The organism is Sorangium sp. So ce119, from assembly GCF_051524405.1.
Taxonomy (GTDB): Bacteria; Myxococcota_A; Polyangia; order Polyangiales; family Polyangiaceae; genus Sorangium; species Sorangium cellulosum_G.
On sequence record NZ_CP150310.1, the window covers coordinates 10859861 to 10880497 of the forward strand.

General features: G+C 75.3%; 11 protein-coding genes. 8 read left to right on the top strand and 3 right to left on the bottom strand.

Annotated elements, in window-relative coordinates:
- Window positions 1-257 precede the first annotated feature (257 nt).
- Together WME76_RS41090 and WME76_RS41095 are read left to right on the top strand one after the other, a co-directional pair.
- Window positions 258-1430, top strand: coding sequence for a hypothetical protein (locus tag WME76_RS41090; RefSeq protein WP_437957611.1), 1173 nt, complete (start codon window positions 258-260; stop codon window positions 1428-1430).
- 84 nt (window positions 1431-1514) lie between these two features.
- The gene (locus WME76_RS41095; protein WP_437957612.1) at window positions 1515-6338 is read left to right on the top strand and encodes an nSTAND1 domain-containing NTPase; all 4824 of its coding nucleotides are present in this window, start codon (window positions 1515-1517) and stop codon (window positions 6336-6338) included.
- A gap of 7 nt (window positions 6339-6345) precedes the next feature.
- Here the strand turns inward: WME76_RS41095 and WME76_RS41100 are convergent, their stop codons facing one another.
- Window positions 6346-8100, bottom strand: coding sequence for a hypothetical protein (locus WME76_RS41100; protein WP_437957613.1), 1755 nt, complete (start codon window positions 8098-8100; stop codon window positions 6346-6348).
- A gap of 390 nt (window positions 8101-8490) precedes the next feature.
- Window positions 8491-9078 carry a hypothetical protein gene (locus WME76_RS41105; protein ID WP_437957614.1) on the bottom strand — a complete coding sequence of 196 codons (588 nt, stop codon included), beginning with the start codon at window positions 9076-9078 and terminating at the stop codon, window positions 8491-8493.
- 662 nt (window positions 9079-9740) lie between these two features.
- On the opposite strand from WME76_RS41105, the gene WME76_RS41110 reads away from it, so the two are divergent.
- The 6 genes from WME76_RS41110 to WME76_RS41135 all read left to right on the top strand — a co-directional run bounded on the left by WME76_RS41110 (window position 9741) and on the right by WME76_RS41135 (window position 17308).
- Window positions 9741-9899, top strand: a complete 159-nt coding sequence (locus tag WME76_RS41110; protein WP_437957615.1) for a hypothetical protein — start codon at window positions 9741-9743, stop codon at window positions 9897-9899.
- A 121-nt stretch (window positions 9900-10020) separates the two neighbouring features.
- Window positions 10021-11550, top strand: a complete 1530-nt coding sequence (locus WME76_RS41115; RefSeq protein ID WP_437957616.1) for an aKG-HExxH-type peptide beta-hydroxylase — start codon at window positions 10021-10023, stop codon at window positions 11548-11550.
- Window positions 11551-11758: 208 nt separating this feature from the next.
- A complete protein-coding gene (locus WME76_RS41120; RefSeq protein ID WP_437957617.1) occupies window positions 11759-13495 on the top strand; it encodes a PEP-utilizing enzyme in 1737 nt (578 codons plus the stop codon).
- Window positions 13492-14298 (top strand): PEP/pyruvate-binding domain-containing protein, encoded by an 807-nt coding sequence (locus tag WME76_RS41125; RefSeq protein WP_437957618.1) that lies wholly within the window; start codon window positions 13492-13494, stop codon window positions 14296-14298. The genes WME76_RS41120 and WME76_RS41125 overlap by 4 nt, the downstream gene beginning before the upstream one ends.
- Window positions 14291-15703 carry an MFS transporter gene (locus WME76_RS41130; RefSeq protein ID WP_437957619.1) on the top strand — a complete coding sequence of 471 codons (1413 nt, stop codon included), beginning with the start codon at window positions 14291-14293 and terminating at the stop codon, window positions 15701-15703. The genes WME76_RS41125 and WME76_RS41130 overlap by 8 nt, the downstream gene beginning before the upstream one ends.
- A gap of 399 nt (window positions 15704-16102) precedes the next feature.
- Window positions 16103-17308, top strand: a complete 1206-nt coding sequence (locus WME76_RS41135) for a serpin family protein (protein WP_437957620.1) — start codon at window positions 16103-16105, stop codon at window positions 17306-17308.
- A gap of 39 nt (window positions 17309-17347) precedes the next feature.
- Here the strand turns inward: WME76_RS41135 and WME76_RS41140 are convergent, their stop codons facing one another.
- Window positions 17348-20497 (bottom strand): PAS domain S-box protein, encoded by a 3150-nt coding sequence (locus tag WME76_RS41140; protein WP_437957621.1) that lies wholly within the window; start codon window positions 20495-20497, stop codon window positions 17348-17350.
- Between the last annotated feature and the right edge of the window lie 140 nt (window positions 20498-20637).

Consider the following 20637-nt stretch of genomic DNA (forward strand, 5'->3'; position numbering starts at 1 on the left):
CCCGCCGCTGACGCGCCAGCCCGACGACCGGCGAGCCGGCCCAGGTCGGGGTCGTCGCTCGGGGACGAGGCGATCGACGCGCGAGGATCGGAGCGGCGGAGCCTCGGCCACCACCGCGAGCCGGGGAATCCCGGGTGAGCCCGGCGCCAGCTCACGCGCTGAGCGATTCACCGGTGCGGCGGGACTGGCATGTTGCTCGCTATGTGACCCGCCGCCGGCGCCGAATCGCGACGGCAGAGGAACACAAGAACATGCTGATGAGCACTGAGAGGTCGGGGGAGGTCGTGGTGAACAGGCAGCAGCGCAGCGTGATGACACAGCGAAGGAAGAGCGAAAGCGCGCAGCGGCTCGCCGCGGTGACGGCGGGGCTGCTGCTCGCGGCCTGCGGGGGAGGCGAGCACGGCAAGATCGCCGAGGAGGCCGCCGTCGAGAGCGCCGAGCAGGAGATCGTGGTCAAGGCGAGGCCGGATACCAGCCTCGCGACGCTGAGGCTGAGCGCCACCCACAAGGTCGAGTTCGTCGAGACCGACGACGGCGCGCGCGAGGTGCACGAGGAGCTGCACGCCGACCTGGACAGCGCGAATCGCAAGCTCGCCGACTACGATGCTCCGGACGTCACGATGGAGGGCCTGTATCGCTACCTCGCCCCGGCGCAGGCCGTGCCGGCCGCGCTCGTCGACGCCGACGCGCGCGCCGCCGCGCGCGTCCCCACGCCCGACGACCTGCCGCCGCCCGCGGGCGACGACGCGATCTCGTTCGACGGCGACGGCCCGCTGCCGCCGGCCGGTGAGGCCGAGTCGGCCGTGGCCAGCGATGCCGATATCCTCTGGGACTGGGAAGGCGACAAGCAGTGGTTCTTCAACAACTACTGCAACGACGGCGACGAGCGTTACTGCGCCGCGAACGCCGGCTGGGTCCACGTGACGAAGAAGCGCTGGACGAACTGGTGGAAGGCCGCCGGCTTCAACCAGGCGTTCGACGCGTGGTCCGACGCCCACTTCATCGTCGAGCGCAGCCGGCCGTGCGGCTTCCTCAACCTGGAGACGTGCTGGGACCGCAAGGTCGACACGTGGATCGACAACCGCAAGATCCGCACCTATTTCGGCGAGGGCGGCAAGTACCGCCGCGCGACGATCGACGGCGCCGGCGCCAATCACCGCGTCGGCCTCGCCGTGCGCTGGAGGCCGCGCACCGGCGGCGGCGCGCCGACGCCTCCGCCGACCACCTGCGGCGGCCACAACCAGTTCGCGTGCTCGAGCGGCCCGCGCTGCCAGTCCGGCCTCGTCGAGTACAACTACGGTTGCTACGGCTGCGGCGTCGTCGGCCTGCCGTGCTGCAAGGACTGGTCGTCGCCGATCCCCACGCCGGGCGGCGTGAGCGGGAGCTGCATCCAGGGCTACTGCGGCTATCCCGGCGGCTACTGCCAGTAGCGCCGAGGCGTCGTCGCGCCGCTTCCTGTGCGCCCGGCCGCGTCCTATCCTCGGGCGCACCGAAGCACGGCAGGAAGGGCTCGCATGACCGGTGCAACCCAGCGCGTCGACGGCATGCCCCCGGCGCCCCGCGACGTGGTCCTCGAGCTCGCGCGGGCGGCCCACGCCGCCCGTCCCTTTGCGTTCTCCCTGCGGGCGGAGGCGTACCTGCGCCGCCTCGACACGGGCGCCGCCAGGGACGCGCAGTTCCCCTGGAGCGACGAGGTGCTGCGCCACCTCGCCGCCCTCCACGAGGCGGACCAGCCCGATCCGACCGTGGCCGCCTGGCTCGGCGAGGTGCTCCGCGCGTTCCTCGACCCGCTCGGCTGGGAGCACGACGAGGCCGAGATCGAGCGCGCGCTCGCGGCCGGCCAGCCGGTGCACCTCACGCTGCGCCTCGGCGCCGCCGAGCTGCACGCGCTGCCCTGGGAGCTCGTCCCGCTCCGGTCCACGGGCCGGCCGCTCGGCAGCCTGCCCGGCTGCCTGATCCGCTACGAGTGGCCCGCCACCACCACGGCCGCGCCCGCGCCCGATCCCCCGCCCGAGGGCGGCCGCGTCCTCTTCGCGTGGTCCGCGCCCGGCGACGAGGTGCCGGCCGCGGCCCACCTCGCCGCGATCCGCGACGCCTGCCGCGCCGGCCACCACCCCTTCGACGAGGCCCGCGACGTGCTGCCCCACGCGTCGCTCGCGCGCCTCCAGGCGGCCCTGCGCGCGCGCCCGGTCGCGGTGCTCCACCTGCTCTGCCACGGCGCCCGCGTCGCCGCGGCCGCCGAGGCCTACGGGCTCGCGCTCGACGGCGAGGGCGGCGCGGGCGCCGACGTGATCGACGCCCGCGCCCTCGCCGACGCGCTCGCCGAGCACGCGGGCGCGCTGCGGCTCGTGGTGCTCTGCGTCTGCCGCAGCGGCGACCCCGGCGCGCTCGGCAACCGCCTCGGCAGCGTCGCGCAGGAGCTGCACCGGGCCGGCGTCCCCGCGGTCGTCGCCTCGCGCTACCCGCTGTCGTTCGAGGCGTCCGTCGCGCTCGCCGAGCCGCTCTACCGCGGGCTCCTCGCCGAGGGCGCGTCGCTCGAGCAGGCGTTTCTGACGGCGCGCGCGGCGCTGCGGGACCGCCGGCTCGGCTGGGCGTCGCTCCAGCTCTTCGCCCGCGCCGCCGACGGGCCGGACCACCGGCCGATCGTCGCCCGGCCCTACCGCGGCCTGCTCGCGTTCCATGCGCAGCACGCGCGCTACTTCTGCGGCCGCGACCGCGAGGTCGCGGAGGCGCTCGCCGACCTCCTGTCGCACGTCGACGCCCCCGAGCCGGGGAGGCACAGGTTCCTGATCGTCACCGGCGCGTCGGGCACGGGCAAGTCGTCGCTGGTGCTCGCCGGCGTCGTCCCCGCGCTCCTGTCGCGCGGCGCGCGCGATCGCCCGTGGAGCGTCGCCGTGATGCGCCCGGCCGCGGACCGGGGCGCGGCGCTCTCCGCGGCGCTCGCGCGGCGGCCCGAGGGCGCGCCGCTGCTCCTCGTGGTGGACCAGCTCGAGGAGCTCTTCACGAGCGTCGCCGACCGGCGCGCGCGGGAGGCGTTCGCCCGCGAGCTCTGGCGGCTCTCCGGCGAGCCCGGCGGCGGCGTGGCGGTGATCGTCACGCTGCGCGTCGACTTCCTGGCCCGCTGCGCGGAGATCGCGCTGGACGACCGCGGCCTCACCCTCGAGGACGTCGCGTACGACGAGGCCCACCGGGTCTTCATCCGCGCGATGAAGGCCGACGCCCTCCGGCAGATCATCGCGCGGCCGGCGGCGCTGGCGGGGCTCGCGCTCGAGGAGGGCCTTGTCGAGCAGATGCTCCGGGACGCGGGCGCCGAGCCCGGCGCGCTGCCGCTGCTCGAGTACGCGCTCGACCAGATGTGGCAGAGGCGCCGCGGGGGCGCGCTCACCTGGGACGCGTACCACGCGCTCGGCGGCGCCTTCGGCGCGCTGGAGCGGCAGGCGGACGCGCTGCTCGCGGGGCTCGACGACGTCCGGCGGCGCGCGGCCCGCCGCCTGCTGGTGCAGCTCGTCACGGCCGACGACGGCGGCGCCCTCGACCGGCGCCGGCGCGCGCCCCTCGGCAAGCTGCGGCGCGGCCCGCCGGCCGAGGCGGCGGTGTTCGACGAGGTGCTGGAGGCGCTGGCGCGCGAGCGGCTCGTCGTGCTGAGCGAGGGCGACGAAGGGCGGGCGCCCAGCGTCGAGGTCGCCCACGAGCAGCTCCTCCGCGCCTGGGGCCGGCTGCGGGCCTGGGTGAGCGAGGACCGGACGATGCTCGCGGAGCTCCAGCAGATCGACCGCTGGGTGGAGGAGGCCGCCGGGTTCCCGGACCTCGTGCTCGAGGGCGACCGGCTCGGCCACGCGCGCGAGCTCGTGAAGCGGTACCCCGACGACATCGGCGGCGCCGCGCGCGAGCTCATCGCGCGGAGCGAGGCGCTCGCCGAGCGGCGGGCGCGCGAGGCCGAGGCGCAGCGGCAGCGCGAGAAGCGCTACGCGCGCCTCGCGCGCCTCGGGGCGATCGCGGGGCTCTCGGCCGCGGCGGCGATCGGGGTGCTCGCGGTCCTGCTGCTCGTCTGGTGGCGCGCGGCGGAGGCGGCCGCCGCGCGCGCGCGCGTCGCCTCGCTCCTCGCGGGCGCCCGGGAGCACATCGCGCGCGGCCAGGGCGCGCCGGCGAGCCGGCTGCTGCTCGAGGTGGAGCGGCCCGACGAGGTCCGGGGCTGGGCCGAGGTCGCGCGCGAGGCGCTGGCCTCGCCGATGCCGCTCGTGACGCTGTGGCCGCCGGAGGGCGCCCCCGCCGCGCTCGACGTGGCGGCGGCCTTCAGCCCCGATGGCCAGCGGCTGCTCGTGCGCCGCGACGGCGCCGCGCACGTCGTCCGGGCCGACGGCGGCGCCGTCCGGGCCGACGGCGGCGGCGCGCCAGCGCCCCTCGGCGGGGGCGCGATCACCTGCGCCGCGTGGAGCCCCGAGGGCGGCCGGCTCGCCGCCGGGTCGCTGGACGGGACGGTGCGCGTGTGGCGCGACGGCGGCGCGGGCGAGCCGCTCGCGCTGAAAGGGCACACGAAGCGGGTCCGGGCCGCCGCGTGGAGCCCCGACGGCCGCCGGCTCGCCACCGCGGCGGACGACCTGACGGTGCGCGTGTGGGCCGCCGACGGCGCCGGCGAGCCCGCGGTGCTCGCCTTCAAGGCCGACGCGGCGCTCGGCGTCGACCAGATCGACAACGTCGCGTGGAGCCCCGACGGCCGCCGCCTCGTCGCCGTGTCCCACGACGGCGCGGCCGACGTGTGGGGCGACGGCGGCGCCGGCGAGCCGCTCGTCCTCAAGCTGAGGGGCGCCCCCGGGCACGACCTCGCGCTCCAGTCGTCCGCGCTCGGCCCGGATGGCCGCGGCCTCCTCACCACGGCCCGCGACCGGACCGCGCGGATCTGGAGCCTCGACGCCGCCGCGGCGCCGCTCGTGCTCGAGGGGCACGCGGGGAGCGTCGCCGCGGGGGTCTTCAGCCCCGACGGCCGGCGCGTCGCGTACGCGCTGTGGGACGGCACCGTCGAGGTGCGGCGCGCCGACGGCGCGGGCGAGCCGCTCGTGCTCAAGGGGCACGGCCGCGAGATCGGCGCCGTCGCGTTCAGCCCGGATGGCCAGCGCCTCGTCACCGCGTCCCAGGACGGGACCGCGCGGGTGTGGCGCGACGGCGGCGCGGGCGAGCCGCTCGTGCTCCGGGGGCACGACGCTCCGGTGGTCTACGCCGCGTGGAGCCCCGACGGGCGGCGGATCGTCACCGCGTCGCGCGACGGGGCCGTGCGGCTCTGGAGCCCCGAGCACGAGGACGATCCGACAGTCTTCAGCGAGTACAAGAGCCCGCTCGTGACGTCGGCGTCGTTCAGCCCCGAGGGCCAGCGCCTCGTCGCGGTGTCCGCCGGGATCGCGCGGGTCTTCCGCGCCGACGGCGCCGGCGCGCCCGTCTCGATCGAGGGCGGCGGGATCACCGCCGCGGCGTGGAGCCCGGACGGCCAGCGCCTCGTCACCGCGTCGCGCGACGGGATCGCGCGGGTGTGGCGCGCGGACGGCGCCGGGGAGGCGGTCGCGCTCCGGGGGCACGCGGGGCGCGTCGCCTCGGCCGCGTTCAGCCCTGACGGCGGCCGCGTGGTGACGGCGTCCGACGACGCGCTCGTGCGGGTCTTCCGCGCGGACGGCGCCGGGGAGCCGGTCCAGCTCAACCGGGGCGCGCTCCCGGGCCTGATCGCGGCCGCGTGGAGCCCCGACGGCCGCCGCGTCGTCACGGCGTCGTCCGGGGCCGAGGCGCGTCTCTTTCGCGCCGACGGCCCCGGCGAGCCCCTCGCGGTCCTCGGGGCGGGCGCCGCGAGCGCCGCGCCGCCCGCCTTCAGCCTGGATGGCCAGCGCCTCGTCACCGCGTCGGGCCGGACCGCGCGGGTGTGGCGCGCCGACGGCGCCGGCGAGCCGGTGGTCCTCGAGGGGGACGGGCTGGCCGTGACGTCGGTCGCGTGGAGCCCCGACGGCAGCCGCGTCGTCACGGCGTCTGAGGACGGCGCCGCGCGGGTGTGGCGCGCGGACGGCGCCGGCGAGCCGGTCGTGCTCGAGGGGCACACCGATCGCCTCACCTCGGCGGCGTGGAGCCCGGACGGCCACCGCATCGTCACCGCGTCGCACGACGGCACCGTGCGCGTCTGGCGCGGCATCTCGGTGCCCGTCCTGCAGGAGCGCTTGCGGGCGGCGACGTCCGACTGCCTCCCTCCGGCGCTGCGCAGGGCGCACCTCGACGAGCCCCTCGCGGAGGCCCGGCGGCGCCACGCCGCGTGCGAGCGCGCCCAGGGCCGCGCGCCGCCCCCGCCCGTCGGCGCGGGCCCCTGAGCTGCGGTCAGTCGAGCTTCGCCACCGCGGCGCGCCCTGCCTCGACGAACACCTCGACCCATCGCCGCAGCTCCGCCTCGCTCACGCCGTGGCGCGCGGCGATCGCGCGCATCGCGCGCGCGTCCTCGGCGCCTCGCAGCGCCGCGAGCGCGGCCTCGGCCCTGCGCGCGGGGTCGCGCGCGGCGGCGACGAAGCGCGGCGCCTCCGGGGCCGGCTCCGGCGTGAAGCCGAGCGCCGCGGCGGGCGACGCCTCGCCCGGGCGGGGCCCGCGCGGCGCCATGCCGGGCGGGCGCTCGGCGATCGGCAGCCGCGCCGCCGGGTCGCCGAGGAGCACATAGGCGCAGAGATCCTGCCGCTGCATCCACAGGCTCGCCCGCCGGGCGCGCCGGGGCTCGTCCTCGGCCTCGGTGTCGACAGCGAGCCCGAGCCGCGCGCTCTCGTCGTAGAGCGTGGCGAGCTCGGTGCTGATCGTCCGGAAGAAGCTGGCGAGCTGGTGGTGCGCCACGCCGAGCCGGTGGCCGTTCACGAGCGCCCGGAGCAGGCCCTGGAAGCGCTCGGGGCGGCCGCTGACGCCGCTGCCCTCGGCGCGGGCCCCGCCCGGGGCGTCGGCGAGGAAGCTCCACGTCCACGCGAGGTCCACGTGCCCGATGACGCCGAGCGGGCCGTCGGGGTTCGCGAGCGCGGCCTGCGGCAGCGCGGCGGCGAAGGGCGGCTCGCCCGCCTTCGGCAGCGCCTTGAGGACGCGCTCCGCGGCGTTCGACCGGCCGAGCCGGTGGAGCCTGTCGAGCCACGGATAGTACGCGCTCTCTGCGGGCGTGCCGGCGCCGAAGCACGCGAAGAAGAGCCAGGCGCCGCCGGGCAGGAAGGGGCGGCCCGCGACGTCGCTCGCCGTGAGGAGCTCCCCGGACTCGCCGAGCACCATCGCCCCCTGGCGGGCGCGCTGCTCCGCGGGCGAGCTCCAGCCCGCCCGCGGCGCGCCGGCCCCGTGGCTCAGCGAGAACAGGACGCCGGCGCGGCTCCGCTCGGCCTCGCGCAGCGCCGCCCCGGCGCGCGCGAGCGCGTCGCCGCCGGGCTGGTCGTCGCCGCCGATCTCGACGATCTCGGCCGCGCGGAACAGGCCGCGCAGCGCGTGCTTGCGGGCGGTCTCCACGCTGGGCCGCATCAGGTGGTCGCCGCCGAGGGAGGTCGCGCGCGAGCCGTCGCGCACCGCGTGGAACAGCGCCCGCGCGCCCTCGACGGGCGGCGCTCGCTCCCAGCGGAGCGCCTTGTCGACGTAGGCCTCGTAGCCGCGGTCGTCCTCGAAGGCGAGGCGACCGACGAACGAGTCGGCGCCGAGGAGCTGCTGGAGCTCCCACGACACGAGCTCGGGCCCGCCGAGCACGAGCGCGTAGCGGGGGAGGTCCTCGACGCGGCGGCCTACGGCGTCCCAGTACTCGCCCTGGATCCACGAGGTCGCGGCGCCGGGGCCCATGCCGGGATCGACGCGGTAGACGACGGCCTCGGCGCGCTGCTCCTCCTCGCGCCTGGCCCGGAGCGGCGCGACGCACCGGAGCAGCCGATCCCCGATCGGGCCCTTCGGCGCGACGATGCCCCAGCGCTGCTCCGGCAGCGCGTCCGGCGGCCCCTCGGGGCGCGCGAGGCGCTTGCTCCCGGGCAGCGTGAGGGCCGGCTCGGGGGCCTCCTCGGCGGCGCGCTGCGGCAGTCCGCCGTCGAGGACGGGCGCGTGATCGTCGGCGTGGGCGAGGAAGAGGTGGAGGTCCATGGGGAGCTCGTCGGGCCGGGCGGCGCGCCCGCGGGCAGGGGGCGCGGCGCTGCCGGCTCGCGCCAGCGTAGCAGCCCCCGGGCGCCGCCTGTGCGCGCGCACAGGGGCGCCGGGGGCCGTCCCTGGTTCATGAGAGATGGAACCACAGAGGCACAGAGGGCACAGAGGAGAGAAGGAGACGAGAGGCTGTGTGTCCTCCGGGGGGCGTAGCGGAGGAGGGGAGGCGAGGCTGAGGGATCCCCTTGTTCGTTCGCAGCCCTCTTCAGCAGAGAAATTGAACAGGGAGGCGGGGAGGCGGGGAGTACTGGAAGATTTTCCTCCCCGCCTCCCCGCCTCCCTGTGAATTCTCCAAAGAATTCGAGGGGATGCGTAGGAGGCGGGGAGGGCGCGCTATCCCGCCTGGCAGACGTAGAAGCGCTTGCTGTCGCAATAGTCGCCGTCGCACTGGGCGCCGACCATGAAGTAACCAGCGCCGAACGAGAGGCTTCCGCCGCCCTCCTCGGACACCCATCCGGTCCAGTAACAGTTCTTCTCGGAGAAGTTGCTGATATGGGAGCACTGGAGGGAGATGTCGTTGCAGTAGGCACCTCTGCACGTGATCCCGGTGACCCAGTAGCCGAGGTTGCAGTACCGGTAGTCGGTCCCCTCCTCGGAGAAGTAATCCGTCGCGTACGTGTGACCGATGTTCCCGCCCGCCGGCTCGCAGTAAGCGCGGATGTTGTCGCAGTAGTCCCCGCTGCACTGGACAGCGTTCAGGAGGCTCCCGCTGTCGCAGAGGATCGGCGCGGACTCTTCCGACGTGTAGTGGGTCCATCCCCAGAAGAGTGCCTGTTCCGTGGACCCGATGTCGGCCTCGTCGCCGAGCGTCTCGGCGTCAGAGCCCTCTGCGGAGGCCACACAACCGCCGAGCGCGAGCGCGCCGGCGAGCATCAGAGACACAGACGAGAGGCGTGACCAGATGACCGTGGAAATGCGCATGATGTTTCGTCCTTCGGGTGGATAAGGCATCGACGTTCGAGCGTGTGCCGTCCGGTCGAGGACCGGCGCGGCGCCTGGTCTCGATGCAGCGAGGCGCCGGCGATCGGCTCACGTGGCGCCGACGATCGAGTCCGAGAATCGGGCTCACGTCGGTGCGTGCTCCGGCTTGAGCAACGGGCGGGCCAGCCGCTGGGCTCGGCGTGTCCGCGCGGTCATGGTCGGTCTTCCATCGAGGAGCGCGCCGATCCGAAGGTCTGGCGGGTCGCTGGCGCGTCGCTGGCGCGCTGCTGGCGCGCCGCTGGCGCGCCAGCAGCGCGCCTGGTCCCGCGCTGACGCGTCAGCGTGGGTCGCTCCGCTGTCGAGCCGTGAACGGCGGAGATGCGCTCGATCCAGCGCCGGAAGAGCGCAGCGCCCGCGCAGAGCGCGCCAGCCCAGCGCTCGCGGTGCACAGCGCTCGCGCGACGCGCCACCCCAGCGCCAGAAGAGGGCGGCGCCCGCGCAATACGCGCCAGTCCAGCACGCGAAGAGCGCAGCGCCCGCGCGACGCGCGTCCGTCCAGCGCTAGAGAAGCGCAGCGCGCGGCGGTGCGTGGATTGGCACGCCGCGCGCTTGAGGGGAAAACGCCAGCGCAGCTCGCTGCCGCAGAAAGGGTTCGATCGATCATGAGCACGAAGACCATTGGGACGGAACACACCCTCGTGGAGGCGGACGTCATCGAGCTGCAGCTCGATATGGACGACCTCGATGCGGTCGCCCGCTGCGTGTCCCTGAGCCCGGACGGCGCCGCCTGCGGGATGTATTACGAGATCTTCGAGTTCTGAGCCTGACGGGCAGAGGGCGATTGGAATGGATACGCCGGTGCCGTCAGCGACCGTGAGGGCCGCTGAGGGCGCCGGCGCTTCGTTTCGCCGTCGCGAGACGCCTCTTCACGGAGCCAGGTCGATGCAAAAGGAACAACCGCAGGTGCTGGACATCGTCGAAGGCGCGCTGGCGAACGGCCGCCCGTTCGGCGATTGCGACTACATCCATCGGTGCACGTGGCGCCATGAAGAGCGCCGGCTCGAGCTGCTCGAGGGGCGCGTCCCGTCCAGCCGCGCGCTGCTCGCCGCGCTGCGCGGCGCCGGCGCGGCGCGCCGCTACCGCGTCCTCGGCGATCCCGTCGTGCGCGCCGCGATCCACGACGCGATCGGCCACCACCGGCTGCAGGTCAGCCACCCGCGCCCCGAGGCGCTGGAGCAGATCCTGCGCGAAGCCGCGGCCCTCGCCGGCGGCGCGCGCCGGGACGCGCCGCTCGCCGCCGGCGCCGCGCGCGACATCCGCCTCGGAGAGGCGCCCCACCACGGCTTCGTCTGGTGCGGCGGCGACGACGACCGGCCGAGCTCCCGGCGCTTCGCGGCCCTCTTCCGCGAGAAGCTCCCCTGGCTGCGCCCCGCCGCGCCGGACGCCCGCGACCGCCGCACGCTGCTGCAGGGGGCCCGGCTCCTCGGCGCGCTCCTGCCGGAGCTCGCCCGCAGCGCCCTCGCGCACGCGCAGCTCGTCGTCGTGGCGGGTCCCGACGGCGACGCGCCCGCGCAGGCGCGCGGGTTCCGATCGGCGACCGTCGCGGGCCTGTGCGGGACGGTCGTCCTCGGGCCGGTCACGCTGAAGACGCCCTGGTCTGCGGCCGAGCACCTCCTGCACGAGTCGATGCACCTCAAGTTCATCGATCTCGAGCTGACGCACTCGCTCCTGCGCACGGGCTACCGGATGGAGCGATCCCCCGTCGTGAGCCCGCCGTGGCACCGGCGCGATCCCAGCGGGCTGCGCGACTGGACCGTCAACCGCATGCTCACGGTCCTGCACGTCTATGTCGCGCTCGCGCTCTTCTTCCGCGCCGTGGAGCGGCGCGCCGGGGAGCTCGAGGCGGAGTTCGGCCCGCTCGGCGACCTCGATCCGGGCCGGGAGGCGCGGCGCTCGTTCGACCGCGCCCACTTCCTCGTGCACGCGCTGCGCCGCCACGAGGGGGAGCTCGGCGCCGCGGGGAGGCGGTTCTGCGCGTGGCTCGACTGCATGCTCGCGGCGTTCGACCCGTCGCCGCCGCCCGCGGGCTCGGAGGTCCACCTCCTGCTCGACCTCTACGCGCGCGAGGCCGCGGCGCTCCGCGACAGGCTCGCCCGGAGCGCGGGGCCGCCGGCGGCGGCGCGCCTCGTCGAGGAGATCGCGACGACCGAGCTCGCCACGGCGCGCGGCGTGCTCGCGGCGATCGAGGGCGCGCCGCCCCTGCGCGACGAGCCCGCGCCCGCCGCCACGCTGGCCGAGCGGCTCTGGGAGGTCCGCGCGCGCATCTCCGCGTCGCTGCGGCGCGTCCCCCGCGAGGCGTACGCGCGCCGCCGCGCGGACGGCGGCAAGACGCCCGCGGAGCTCGTGCGCGAGATGCTCGACGGCTCGAGCGACGCGGTGAGCGCCCTGCTCCGCGAGCTCGGGCCGCCCTGAACGTCCATCGCCCACGCGCCCACGCGCGAATCCGCGGATGAACAGCCTTCACCGCGGCCGCCGGAGGACTGGACCGTCGCGATCGCGACCCCTACCCTCGGTTGCCGACATGAATTCGTGACCGCGACGTCACCGCGTTGTCGCGGTTGTCCCCGGGACCGAACGGCGGCTCGCGCGGGCGGGGCGCATCGGTCGAGGTGGTCCAGCCATGAAGAGAGATCCGAGCTTCACCGGCGTCAAATTCGAGGCCCCCGGCCCGGGCCCCTGGGAGATCGACCGGGCGCACTTCATGCGGCCCGTCACCCGGTTCGCCGCCGAGGCGTTGACGCGCGGGATGCCGAGGGGGTTCGCCGAGGGCTCGGAGCGCTACGGCCTCCTGATGAGCCACCTCAAGCCGGCGGTCGTCAACGGCTTCATGTACTCGCAGCCGGTGATCCACGGCGCGCCGGAAGGGGCGAGCGGGCCGCCGCCGAAGCCCTTGCTGTGGCTCCTCCTGCGCCTGCACCCGCGGATGCGCGCGCGCATCCGGCAGAGCCGCCGGGTGTTCGAGGGGAAGCTGTGGCGCGAGGACCTCGACCGGTGGGATCGCGTCGACCGGCCGCGCGCCACCGAGAAGAACCTCGCCGTCCAGGCGGTCGACCCCGCCACGCTCGACGCGGAGGCGCTCATCGCGCACCTGCGGCGCGCCCACGCGCACATGGAAGACATGGTCTCCGTGCACCACCGCTACAACTTCGCCGCCGTCCTGCCGATCGGCGACTACCTCGCGCACGTCACGGAATGGACCGGCGCGAGCCCCGGCGAGGCGCTCGCGCTCCTGCAGGGGACCACGCCGCTCGCGAAGGGCGTCGCGACCGAGGAGCTCGGGGTCCTCGCCAGGGCCCTGCGCGCGAGCGAGGCGGGCCGCGAGGCGCTCGCCCGGCGGGGCGACCCGCAGGCGGTGCTCGACGCGCTCGCGGCCATGGAGGGCGACGTCGGCCCGGCGACGCGCGCTTACCTCGACCTCGTGCGCTTTCGAACGGTGGGCTACGACGTGTCCGACAAGACCGGCGGCGAGCTGCCCGACACCCTCGTCCGGGCGATCCGCGCGGCAGTCGAGGGCGACCGCGGCGATCGGGCGCTCGCCGCGCGCGACGCGAAGGAGAGGGCGCTGCGCGAGCGCGTACCCGCGGCCCACCGCGCGCAGTTCGACGAGTTGCTCCGCGAGGCGCGCCACGTGAGCCGGCTCCGCGACGAGCGCGCCCTCTACACGGACAGCTGGGGCACCGGGCTCGGGCGCCGGGCCGTCCTCGAGGCGGGGCGCCGCCTCGCCGCCGCCGGCAAGATCGACGACCCCGAGCACGCCGCCGACCTCGCGCTCGAGGAGATGATCGGCCTGCTGCGCGACCGGGGTGCGCCGTCCGCCGCGGAGATCGCCGGGCGCGCGCGCTGGCGCGCGACGGCGACCCTCGCGGACGCTCCCCCGTGGCTGAACGCGCCCCCCGGCCCGCCGCCGCCGCTCGATGTCTTCCCGGCCCCCGCGCGCCGCGCGTCGCGCGCCGTCGAGGCGCTCATGCAGGGCGTGTTCAAGGAGTCCGAGGCCCGGAACACCGAGACGACCGTCCGCGGCCTGTCCATCAACGAGGGCGTCTACGAGGGCACGGCGCGCGTCGTGCTCGACCCGGACGACTTCGGGCGGATCCAGCAGGGCGACGTGCTCGTGACGCGCGCGACGTCGGCGTCGTTCAACGTGGTGCTCCCGCTGCTCGGCGCGATCGTGACCGACCGCGGCGGCCAGCTCTGCCACGCCGCGATCGTCGCGCGCGAGTACGGCATCCCCGGCATCGTCGGCACGCGGGAGGCGACGGCGACGATCCCGGACGGGGCGCGCGTCCGCGTCGACGGGGCCGCCGGCGAGGTGACGATCCTGGCGCCCGAGCGCGGCGCGCGCGAGGCGGCGCTGTGATCGCGGGCCTGCACGAGGCCCTGGCCGAGGGAGATTTCGGTGGCAAGGCGGCGCAGCTCGGGCGCGCGCACCGGAGCGGCCTGCCGGTGCCGCCGGGCTGGGCGCTGTCGGCGGCGTTCGTCGAGCGCGTCGTCGCCGGGGAGGGCGCGGCCGTGGACCGGCTCGTCGAGGCGTCCCGCGCGCTCGACGGGCCGGTGGCCGTGCGGTCGTCCGGCGTCGGCGAGGACGGCGCCTCGGCGAGCTTCGCGGGGCAGCACGCGACGGAGCTCAACGTGCGGGGCCGCGAGGGCCTGATCGAGGCCGTCCACAGGGTGCACCGCTCGGCGCGCACCGAGGCCGCGCTCGCCTACCGGCGGCGGCTCGGGCTCCCGCCGGAGCCGCGCATGGGGATCGTCGTGCAGCGGCTCGTGCAGGCCGACTGCGCGGGGGTGCTCTTCACGCGGAACCCGACCACGGGCGCCGACGAGCGCGTCGTCGAGGCGACGTGGGGCCTCGGCGAGGCGGTCGTCGCGGGCCTCGTGACCCCGGACGGCTACCGCATGGCCCGCGGCGGGCGCGTCCTCGAGCGGCGCGCGGGCGACAAGGACATCGCGATCGTGTGGGCCGAGGAGGGCGGCACGCGGGAGGTCGAGGTCGAGCCGGAGCGGGCCGCGGCGCTGTGCCTCGACGACGCCCGGCTCGCCGCGCTGGAGGCGCTGGCCGCGGCGTGCGAGGCGGCGTTCGGCGGCACGCAGGACGTCGAGTGGGCGTTCGCGGGCGACCGCCTGTACCTGCTCCAGAGGCGGGCGATCACGCGTGGCTGAGGCCTCGTCCCGGGTGCCGGTGCGGCTGCTCGCCGCCATCGTGCTCTCCGCGTCGCTCGCGCCGCTCAACTCGACGATGGTGGCGGTGGCGCTGCCCGAGATGGCGCGCGACCTCCAGGAAGGCTCGGGCGAGCTCCGCCAGGGGCTCGTGACGAGCTACCTGCTCACGAACATCGTCCTGCAGAGCCCCGGGGGGAAGCTCGGCGACCGGCTCGGCCACCGGCGCGCGCTCGCGCTCGGCCAGCTCGTCTTCGCGCTCGGCGCCGCGCTCGCCACCGTGTGGCCGGTGCTCCCGGTGCTCACGGCGTCGCGCGTCGCGATGGCCGCGGGCGCCGCGATCCTCGCCCCGAGCGCGACGGCCATGCTCCGCACGGAGCTGCCGCCCGAGGTGCGCGGGCGCGCGTTCGGCGCCTTCGGGGCGATGATGGGCATCGCGGCGGGCACGGGCCCGAAGATCGGGGCGCTGCTCGTGGGGCACTTCGGGTGGACGTCGATCTTCCTCGCGAACGTCCCGGTCCTGCTCCTCTCGGCCGCGCTCGCGCGCACGGCGCCGCCCGCGCCCCCGGCCCCTGCGGGCGCGCCGCCCGCTGCCGCGGGGCCATCCGCGACGGGGCCCGCCGCGCCGCGGGCGCGCTTCGACCTCCTCGGCTCGGCGCTGCTCGGCGCCTCGCTCATGGGCCTCGTGCTCGGCCTCGAGAACGCCCACCTCCGCTGGGCGGCCGCGATCGGCGCCCTCAGCCTCGTGCCGTTCGTGCTCTGGGAGCGGCGCGCCGCGGACCCCGTCATCGACTTCTCGCTGTTCCGGCGGCGCACCTTCGTGGGCGGCAGCCTGATCATCGCCCTCCAGAACTTCGCCATGTACTCGGTCCTGTTCGAGCTGCCGCAGGTCGCGGCGCGGCTGTCCGACGTGGGCCCGCGCGACGTCGGCAACACGCTCGTCGCGATGATGGCGATGATGGTCGTCGCCTCGCCGCTCGCGGGCCGCGCCTCCGAGCGCTTCGGGGCGCGCGCGGTCGCCCTGATCGGCTGCTCGCTCGCCCTCGCCGGCATGGTCCTGCTCGCGGCGCGGCCGCTCGCCGTCATCACCGACGCGGTCCCGGCGCTCCTCGTGCTCGGCGCGGGCCTCGGCCTCACGTCCGCGCCGTCCCAGGCCGCCGCCATGAGCGACGTCCCGCGCGACAGGAGCGGGATGGCCGCGGGCATCACCTCGACGATGCGCTACCTCGGCGGCATCGCCGGCCTCACCGTGCTCGGCCTCGTCCTCACCGAGACGCGCGACCGCGACGTCGTGCTGCGCGAGCACACGACGGCCATCACCGTCTTCTGCGCGGCGCTGCTCCTGACGATCGGCTGCGCCCTGACGTTGCCCGGCCGCGGCGCGGCGCCGGCCCGAGCTCCGCGATAGCGCCGCGCCGCATCGCTCCAGCGCTCGCCGGAGCTCCTGAGCGACCTCGGTCAGGGTGGCACAATCCGGCTCGATGCCCTGTGCCCCTCATCTGGGTCAAATGCTGAGTAGTTCGGCCACCATGGCACACATCATGGAGGTGCCTCTGGCTCTGTATGGCACACGCCTCGAGCAAGGTCGCGGTTTCCGCGCCAAAGCGCGCTGGCATGCAGGCTGCTCAGGCCCGGGTTCATGAGAACAACGACTGGCCTGGTGGCAATGCTTGTGTCGGCTCTCGTGGCGTGTGGCCCGAGCCCGGACGGGAATGCGGGAGGGGGAGGCTCCGGTCAAGGCGGCGCGGGAGGAGGAGGCGGCTCGCGCCCCGACCCCGTCGCGTGCTTCGAGGCGAAGCCTGGCTGCGTGCTGGCCTCGGACACGACGCGGATCACGACCCCGGACGTCCCGCCGGAGGATCAGGCGTCGCTCTCGCGCAACAACAAGAGCTTCGCGCTCGATCTCGGCCGCGCGCTCGGCGGCGCGACGAACAACGTCATCTACTCGCCCTTCAGCGTCTCGACCGCGCTCGCGATGACCTACGCGGGCGCGCGGAGCGCGACGGAGCAGGCGATGGCCGAGGCGATGCGGTTCGAGCTTCCCCAGGCGCGGCTGCACGCGGCGTTCAACCACCTGGACCTCGAGCTGAAGACGCGCGCCAGAGATCCTGGTGAGGGGGTGGGCGTCGGGTTCCGGCTCCACACCGCCAACGCGCTCTGGTCGCACGTCGGTCTCGCGATCGAGCCGTCGTTCCTGAAGGTGCTCGGCGAGAACTACGGGGCGCCCGTGCGGCTCGCGGACTTCGACAGACCGCCGGAGGCCGAGGACCTCATCAATGCGTGGGTGAGCGATCAGACAGAGGGCAAGATCCCGGAGCTCCTCCAGGGCGCGTTGACCCAGGAATCGCGGCTCGTGGTCGTCAATGCGATCTCCTTCGAAGCTGCGTGGAGCACGCCGTTCGAGGAGGACGCGACGCAGCCCGGGACGTTCCGGCGCGGCGACGACACGAGCGTCACCGCCCAGATGATGCACGGCAGGCAGGTGACGCGCCACGGCGCCGACGACGGCTGGGAAGCGGTGGAGATCCCTTATCACGGGGCCTCCGTCTCGATGTTCCTCGTGATGCCCACCGCGGGGACCGCGGAAGCGTTCGAGGCGTCGCTCGACGGCGAAGCGCTCGAGGCGCTCATCGCCTCGATGCAGTACCGGTCGGTCGACATCACGATGCCGAAGTTCTCGTTCGGCTCGTCCGCCTCGCTCAAGGAAGCGCTCACGGGGCTCGGCATGGAGGTCGCCTTCGGTCCGGGGGCCGACTTCTCGGGCATCCTCGGCGGCGGAGGGGTCCAGATCCAGGACGTCCTTCACAAGGCGGTCATCGACGTGGACGAGGCCGGTACCGAGGCGGCAGCGGCGACGGCGGTCGTCCTCGCCGTCTCCGGAAGCGGGGGCGCGGTCGACCCCCCCGAGCCTGCGGTGATCGTCCTGGACCGCCCGTTCTTCTTCTTCATCAGCGATGTCCCGACCGGGGCGATCCTCTTCGCGGGGCGCGTCAACGATCCGACAGCGCCCTGAACGGCACGCGGCCAGGTCCGGTCCGGCGCCGCGGGAGCCTCACCCCCGCGCCGCGATGGAAGCGAGGAGGCTCTCCAGGGAGCTCGGCTCGATCGGCTTGGTGAAGTGCATGTCGAAGCCGGCTTCCTGGGCCCGGCGGCGATCTTCCTCCCGGCCGTAGCCGGTCAGCGCGACGAGCAGCCAGGGGGAGGCGCCCGCGCCGCCCTTCAGGGCCCGCGCCACGCCGTACCCATCCATCCCGCCGGGGAGGCCGATGTCGCAGAGGATCACCTCCGGCAGGAACGAGCGGGCCGCATCGACGCCGGCGGGCCCGGACAGGGCCACCTCGACCCGGTAGCCCTCCATGGTGAGCAGCGCCTGCAACATCGACGCGGCGTCCTCGTTGTCCTCGATGACCAGGATGCGCAGCGACCGCGCGGCGACGTCCGTCGTCGGCGCCGGTCGCGCGGCCGGCGGCGCGACGCTGCGCTCCAGCGGCAGGCGGACGACCACCGCCGTCCCGTGGCCGATGCCCTCGCTCTCGGCCGAGACGGCGCCGCCGTGCAGCTCGACGAGGCCCCTCACCAGCGAGAGGCCCAGCCCGAGCCCGCCCCGGCTGCGGTCGAGGCTGCGGTCGGCCTGGGTGAACAGGTCGAAGGCGCGGGCCAGCATCGCCGCATCCATGCCGATGCCCGTGTCGCGGACGCGGATCTCGGCGGAGCCCTCCGTCTCCGCCGACAGCGAGACCGTCACCCGGCCGCCGGCGTCGGTGAACTTGCTCGCGTTGTGCAGCACGTTGCTGATGGCCTGCGACAGGCGGGTCGGGTCGGCGTGGACCCACAGCGGCTCGGCCGGGATGTCCAGCGAGAGCCCGAGGCCGCTCGCCTCGAGCGTGCTGCGGTAGTCCTCGGCGGTCTGCCGGAGCAGCTCTGTCAGGTCGCAGCGCTCCTTGCGCAGCGTGATCCTGCCGCGGGCGACGCGCGAGACGTCGAGCAGGTCGTCCACCAGCCGGGCCATGTGCACGACCTGCCGCTCGAGCACGCCGCACGCCTGCGCCGCCCACGGCTGCTGCAGCCCGGACCGCCGGAGGATCTCGGCGGCGTTGCGGAGGGGCCCGAGCGGGTTGCGCAGCTCGTGGGCGAGCATCGCCAGGAACTCGTCCTTGCGCCGATCCGCCTCCTTCAGCGCGGCCTCCGCGCACTTCTGATCGTGGATGTCCGTGGCGGTGCCATACCACTGCACGATGTGGCCCGACGGCCCGCGGACCGGCAGCGCGCGGCCGAGGAACCAGCGGTGCTCGCGCGCAGCAGGGCTGAAGAAGCGGTACTCGATCTCCAGGGGCTCGCCGGTCACGACGGCGCGGCGCCACGCGTCCTGGCACCGCCCGCGATCGTCCTCGTGGAGGAAGGAGATCCAGCTCTCGGAGGTCGCCTCGCCCTCCCGCACCGCGGTGAAGTCGTACCACTTGCGGTTGTAGTACTCGGTGGTGCCGTCGGGGCGAGACGTCCAGATGATCTGCGGCATGGCGTCGGCCAGCGTCCGGAACTTCGCCTCGCTCTCCCGGAGCGCGTCGTCGGCCTGCTTCCTCTCGGTGATGTCGTGGGCGATGGTGACGGCGAGCCGCCTGCCCGCCGCGTCCTTCCCGAGCGGCTCCCCGCGGAACAGCCACGTGCGCCGCTCGCCGGTCGCCGTGGTGATAACGGCCTCGAGCTCGGTGTTGGAGGGCACCTCCCGCGCGTACAGGGCCTGGATCCTGGAGAGGATCTCGTCCTTCTGCGCCCCGTGCGCCCTGCCGACCCACGCCTCGATGGTGGGAAGGTCCCCGGAAGCGTAGCCGGCGATGTCCGTCCACGCGCGGTTGACGCAGACGACCTGGCCGTCCTCGGCGTGGATCATGACGGGGAACGGGGCGGCCATCACGGCGCGGCGGAATCGCTCCTCGCTCTGCTGCAGCAGGAGCTCCGCCTCCTTGCGCTCGGTGATGTCGATGACCGAGCCGACGTAGCCAAGGAACTCCCCGTCCGGCCCGAGCCGGGGGGTGCCCGAGGCGATGCACCAGCGGTACGCGCCGTCGTCGTGCCGGCGCAGGCGGTAATCCAGCCGGAAGGACTCGCGCCGCGCCTCGGCCCGCTGGAACGTCTGCAGGGTCGCCAGACGATCGTCGGGGTGCAGCGCCTCGAGCCAGCCGAGGCCGACGGCGGTCGCCTCGGCCTGTCCCGAGAACTCCGACCACAGCCGGTTCCCGTACGTGGCGCGCCCGTCGGGCCCCGTGACCCAGATCATCACGGGCGCTTGATCGGCCATGTTGCGGAAGCGCACCTCGCTCTCCCGGAGGGCCAGCTCGGCGAGCTTGCGGGCGGTGATGTCCCCGACCACGCCCACCATCCGGCGCGGCCGCCCGTCGCGACCCCGCAGCACCACCGCGCGGGAGTGGACCCAGCGCACCTGCCCGTCGGCGTGGAGGATGCGGAACTCGCCGGAGTAGTCCGCCTCGCCGCGCAGCGCGCCCTCGATCTGCGCCCAGACCGCCTCCGTGTCGTCGGGGTGCACGAGGCGCACGAAATCGTCCTGGGTGCCGCCGAATTGCGCCGCGCTGAGGCCCGCGCACTCGAGCGCCTCGCTCGACCAGAAGAGGCGGCCGCTCGCCAGCTCCCACTCCCAGACGCCGAGCTGGCCGCCCGTGAGGGCCAGCCGCAGGCGCGCCTCGCTCTGGCGCAGGCCCTCCTCGGCGCGCCTGCGGACGGTGATGTGGCGCGCCGTCTCCCGGACCAGCCGCCTGCGCCCGATCGGCCGGCGCGGCGCTCCTTCCCGTCGCCTGCGCTCCTCGATGTCGGTGGCCGTGCCTATCCAGCGCTCTCCGCGGCCGCCGGCGTCCTCACCGGGCTCGGCGCGACCGAGGAACCGGCGGTAGACGCCATCGTGCCGCCGCAGCCGGACCTCCAGCTCGAGCGCCGCGCCCCCCGCGACGGCCGCCCGCCACGCCGCGGCGTAGCGCGCCGCGTCCTCCGGGTGGAGGACGGCGGCCAGCCCGAGGCGCCTCGCCTGCTCGGCGGAGAGGCCGGTGTACTCGCGGAAGCGGCGGTTGACGTACTCGAACGAGCCGTCGCAGCAGGCGGCCCATACGAGCTGGGGGATGCTCTCGGCGAGCAGACGGAACTGCGGCTCTATCCCGCGCCGCGCGGCGTCGCGATCGTACTTCGGAGAGGTCACGTCCATTCGATGGGATCGACGCCGCCCGCGGTGAGCGGCGGAGCACCTCGGACGCTTTGTCTACGTTGATGTATTCCGCAAGGTCAGCGCGGGAATCGCCGCAGGGTGACCTCGGCAGGCCAGCGACCCGGCCGAGCTGC

What these genes read in the sequence shown, in the direction of transcription:
- WME76_RS41120 (WP_437957617.1), top strand. Translation starts at nt 11,759, where the DNA reads ATGAAGAGAGATCCGAGCTTCACCGGCGTCAAATTCGAGGCCCCCGGC.
- WME76_RS41090 (WP_437957611.1), top strand. Translation starts at nt 258, where the DNA reads ATGAGCACTGAGAGGTCGGGGGAGGTCGTGGTGAACAGGCAGCAGCGC.
- WME76_RS41110 (WP_437957615.1), top strand. Translation starts at nt 9,741, where the DNA reads ATGAGCACGAAGACCATTGGGACGGAACACACCCTCGTGGAGGCGGAC.
- WME76_RS41105 (WP_437957614.1), bottom strand. Translation starts at nt 9,078, where the DNA reads ATGCGCATTTCCACGGTCATCTGGTCACGCCTCTCGTCTGTGTCTCTG.
- WME76_RS41100 (WP_437957613.1), bottom strand. Translation starts at nt 8,100, where the DNA reads ATGGACCTCCACCTCTTCCTCGCCCACGCCGACGATCACGCGCCCGTC.
- WME76_RS41095 (WP_437957612.1), top strand. Translation starts at nt 1,515, where the DNA reads ATGACCGGTGCAACCCAGCGCGTCGACGGCATGCCCCCGGCGCCCCGC.
- WME76_RS41115 (WP_437957616.1), top strand. Translation starts at nt 10,021, where the DNA reads ATGCAAAAGGAACAACCGCAGGTGCTGGACATCGTCGAAGGCGCGCTG.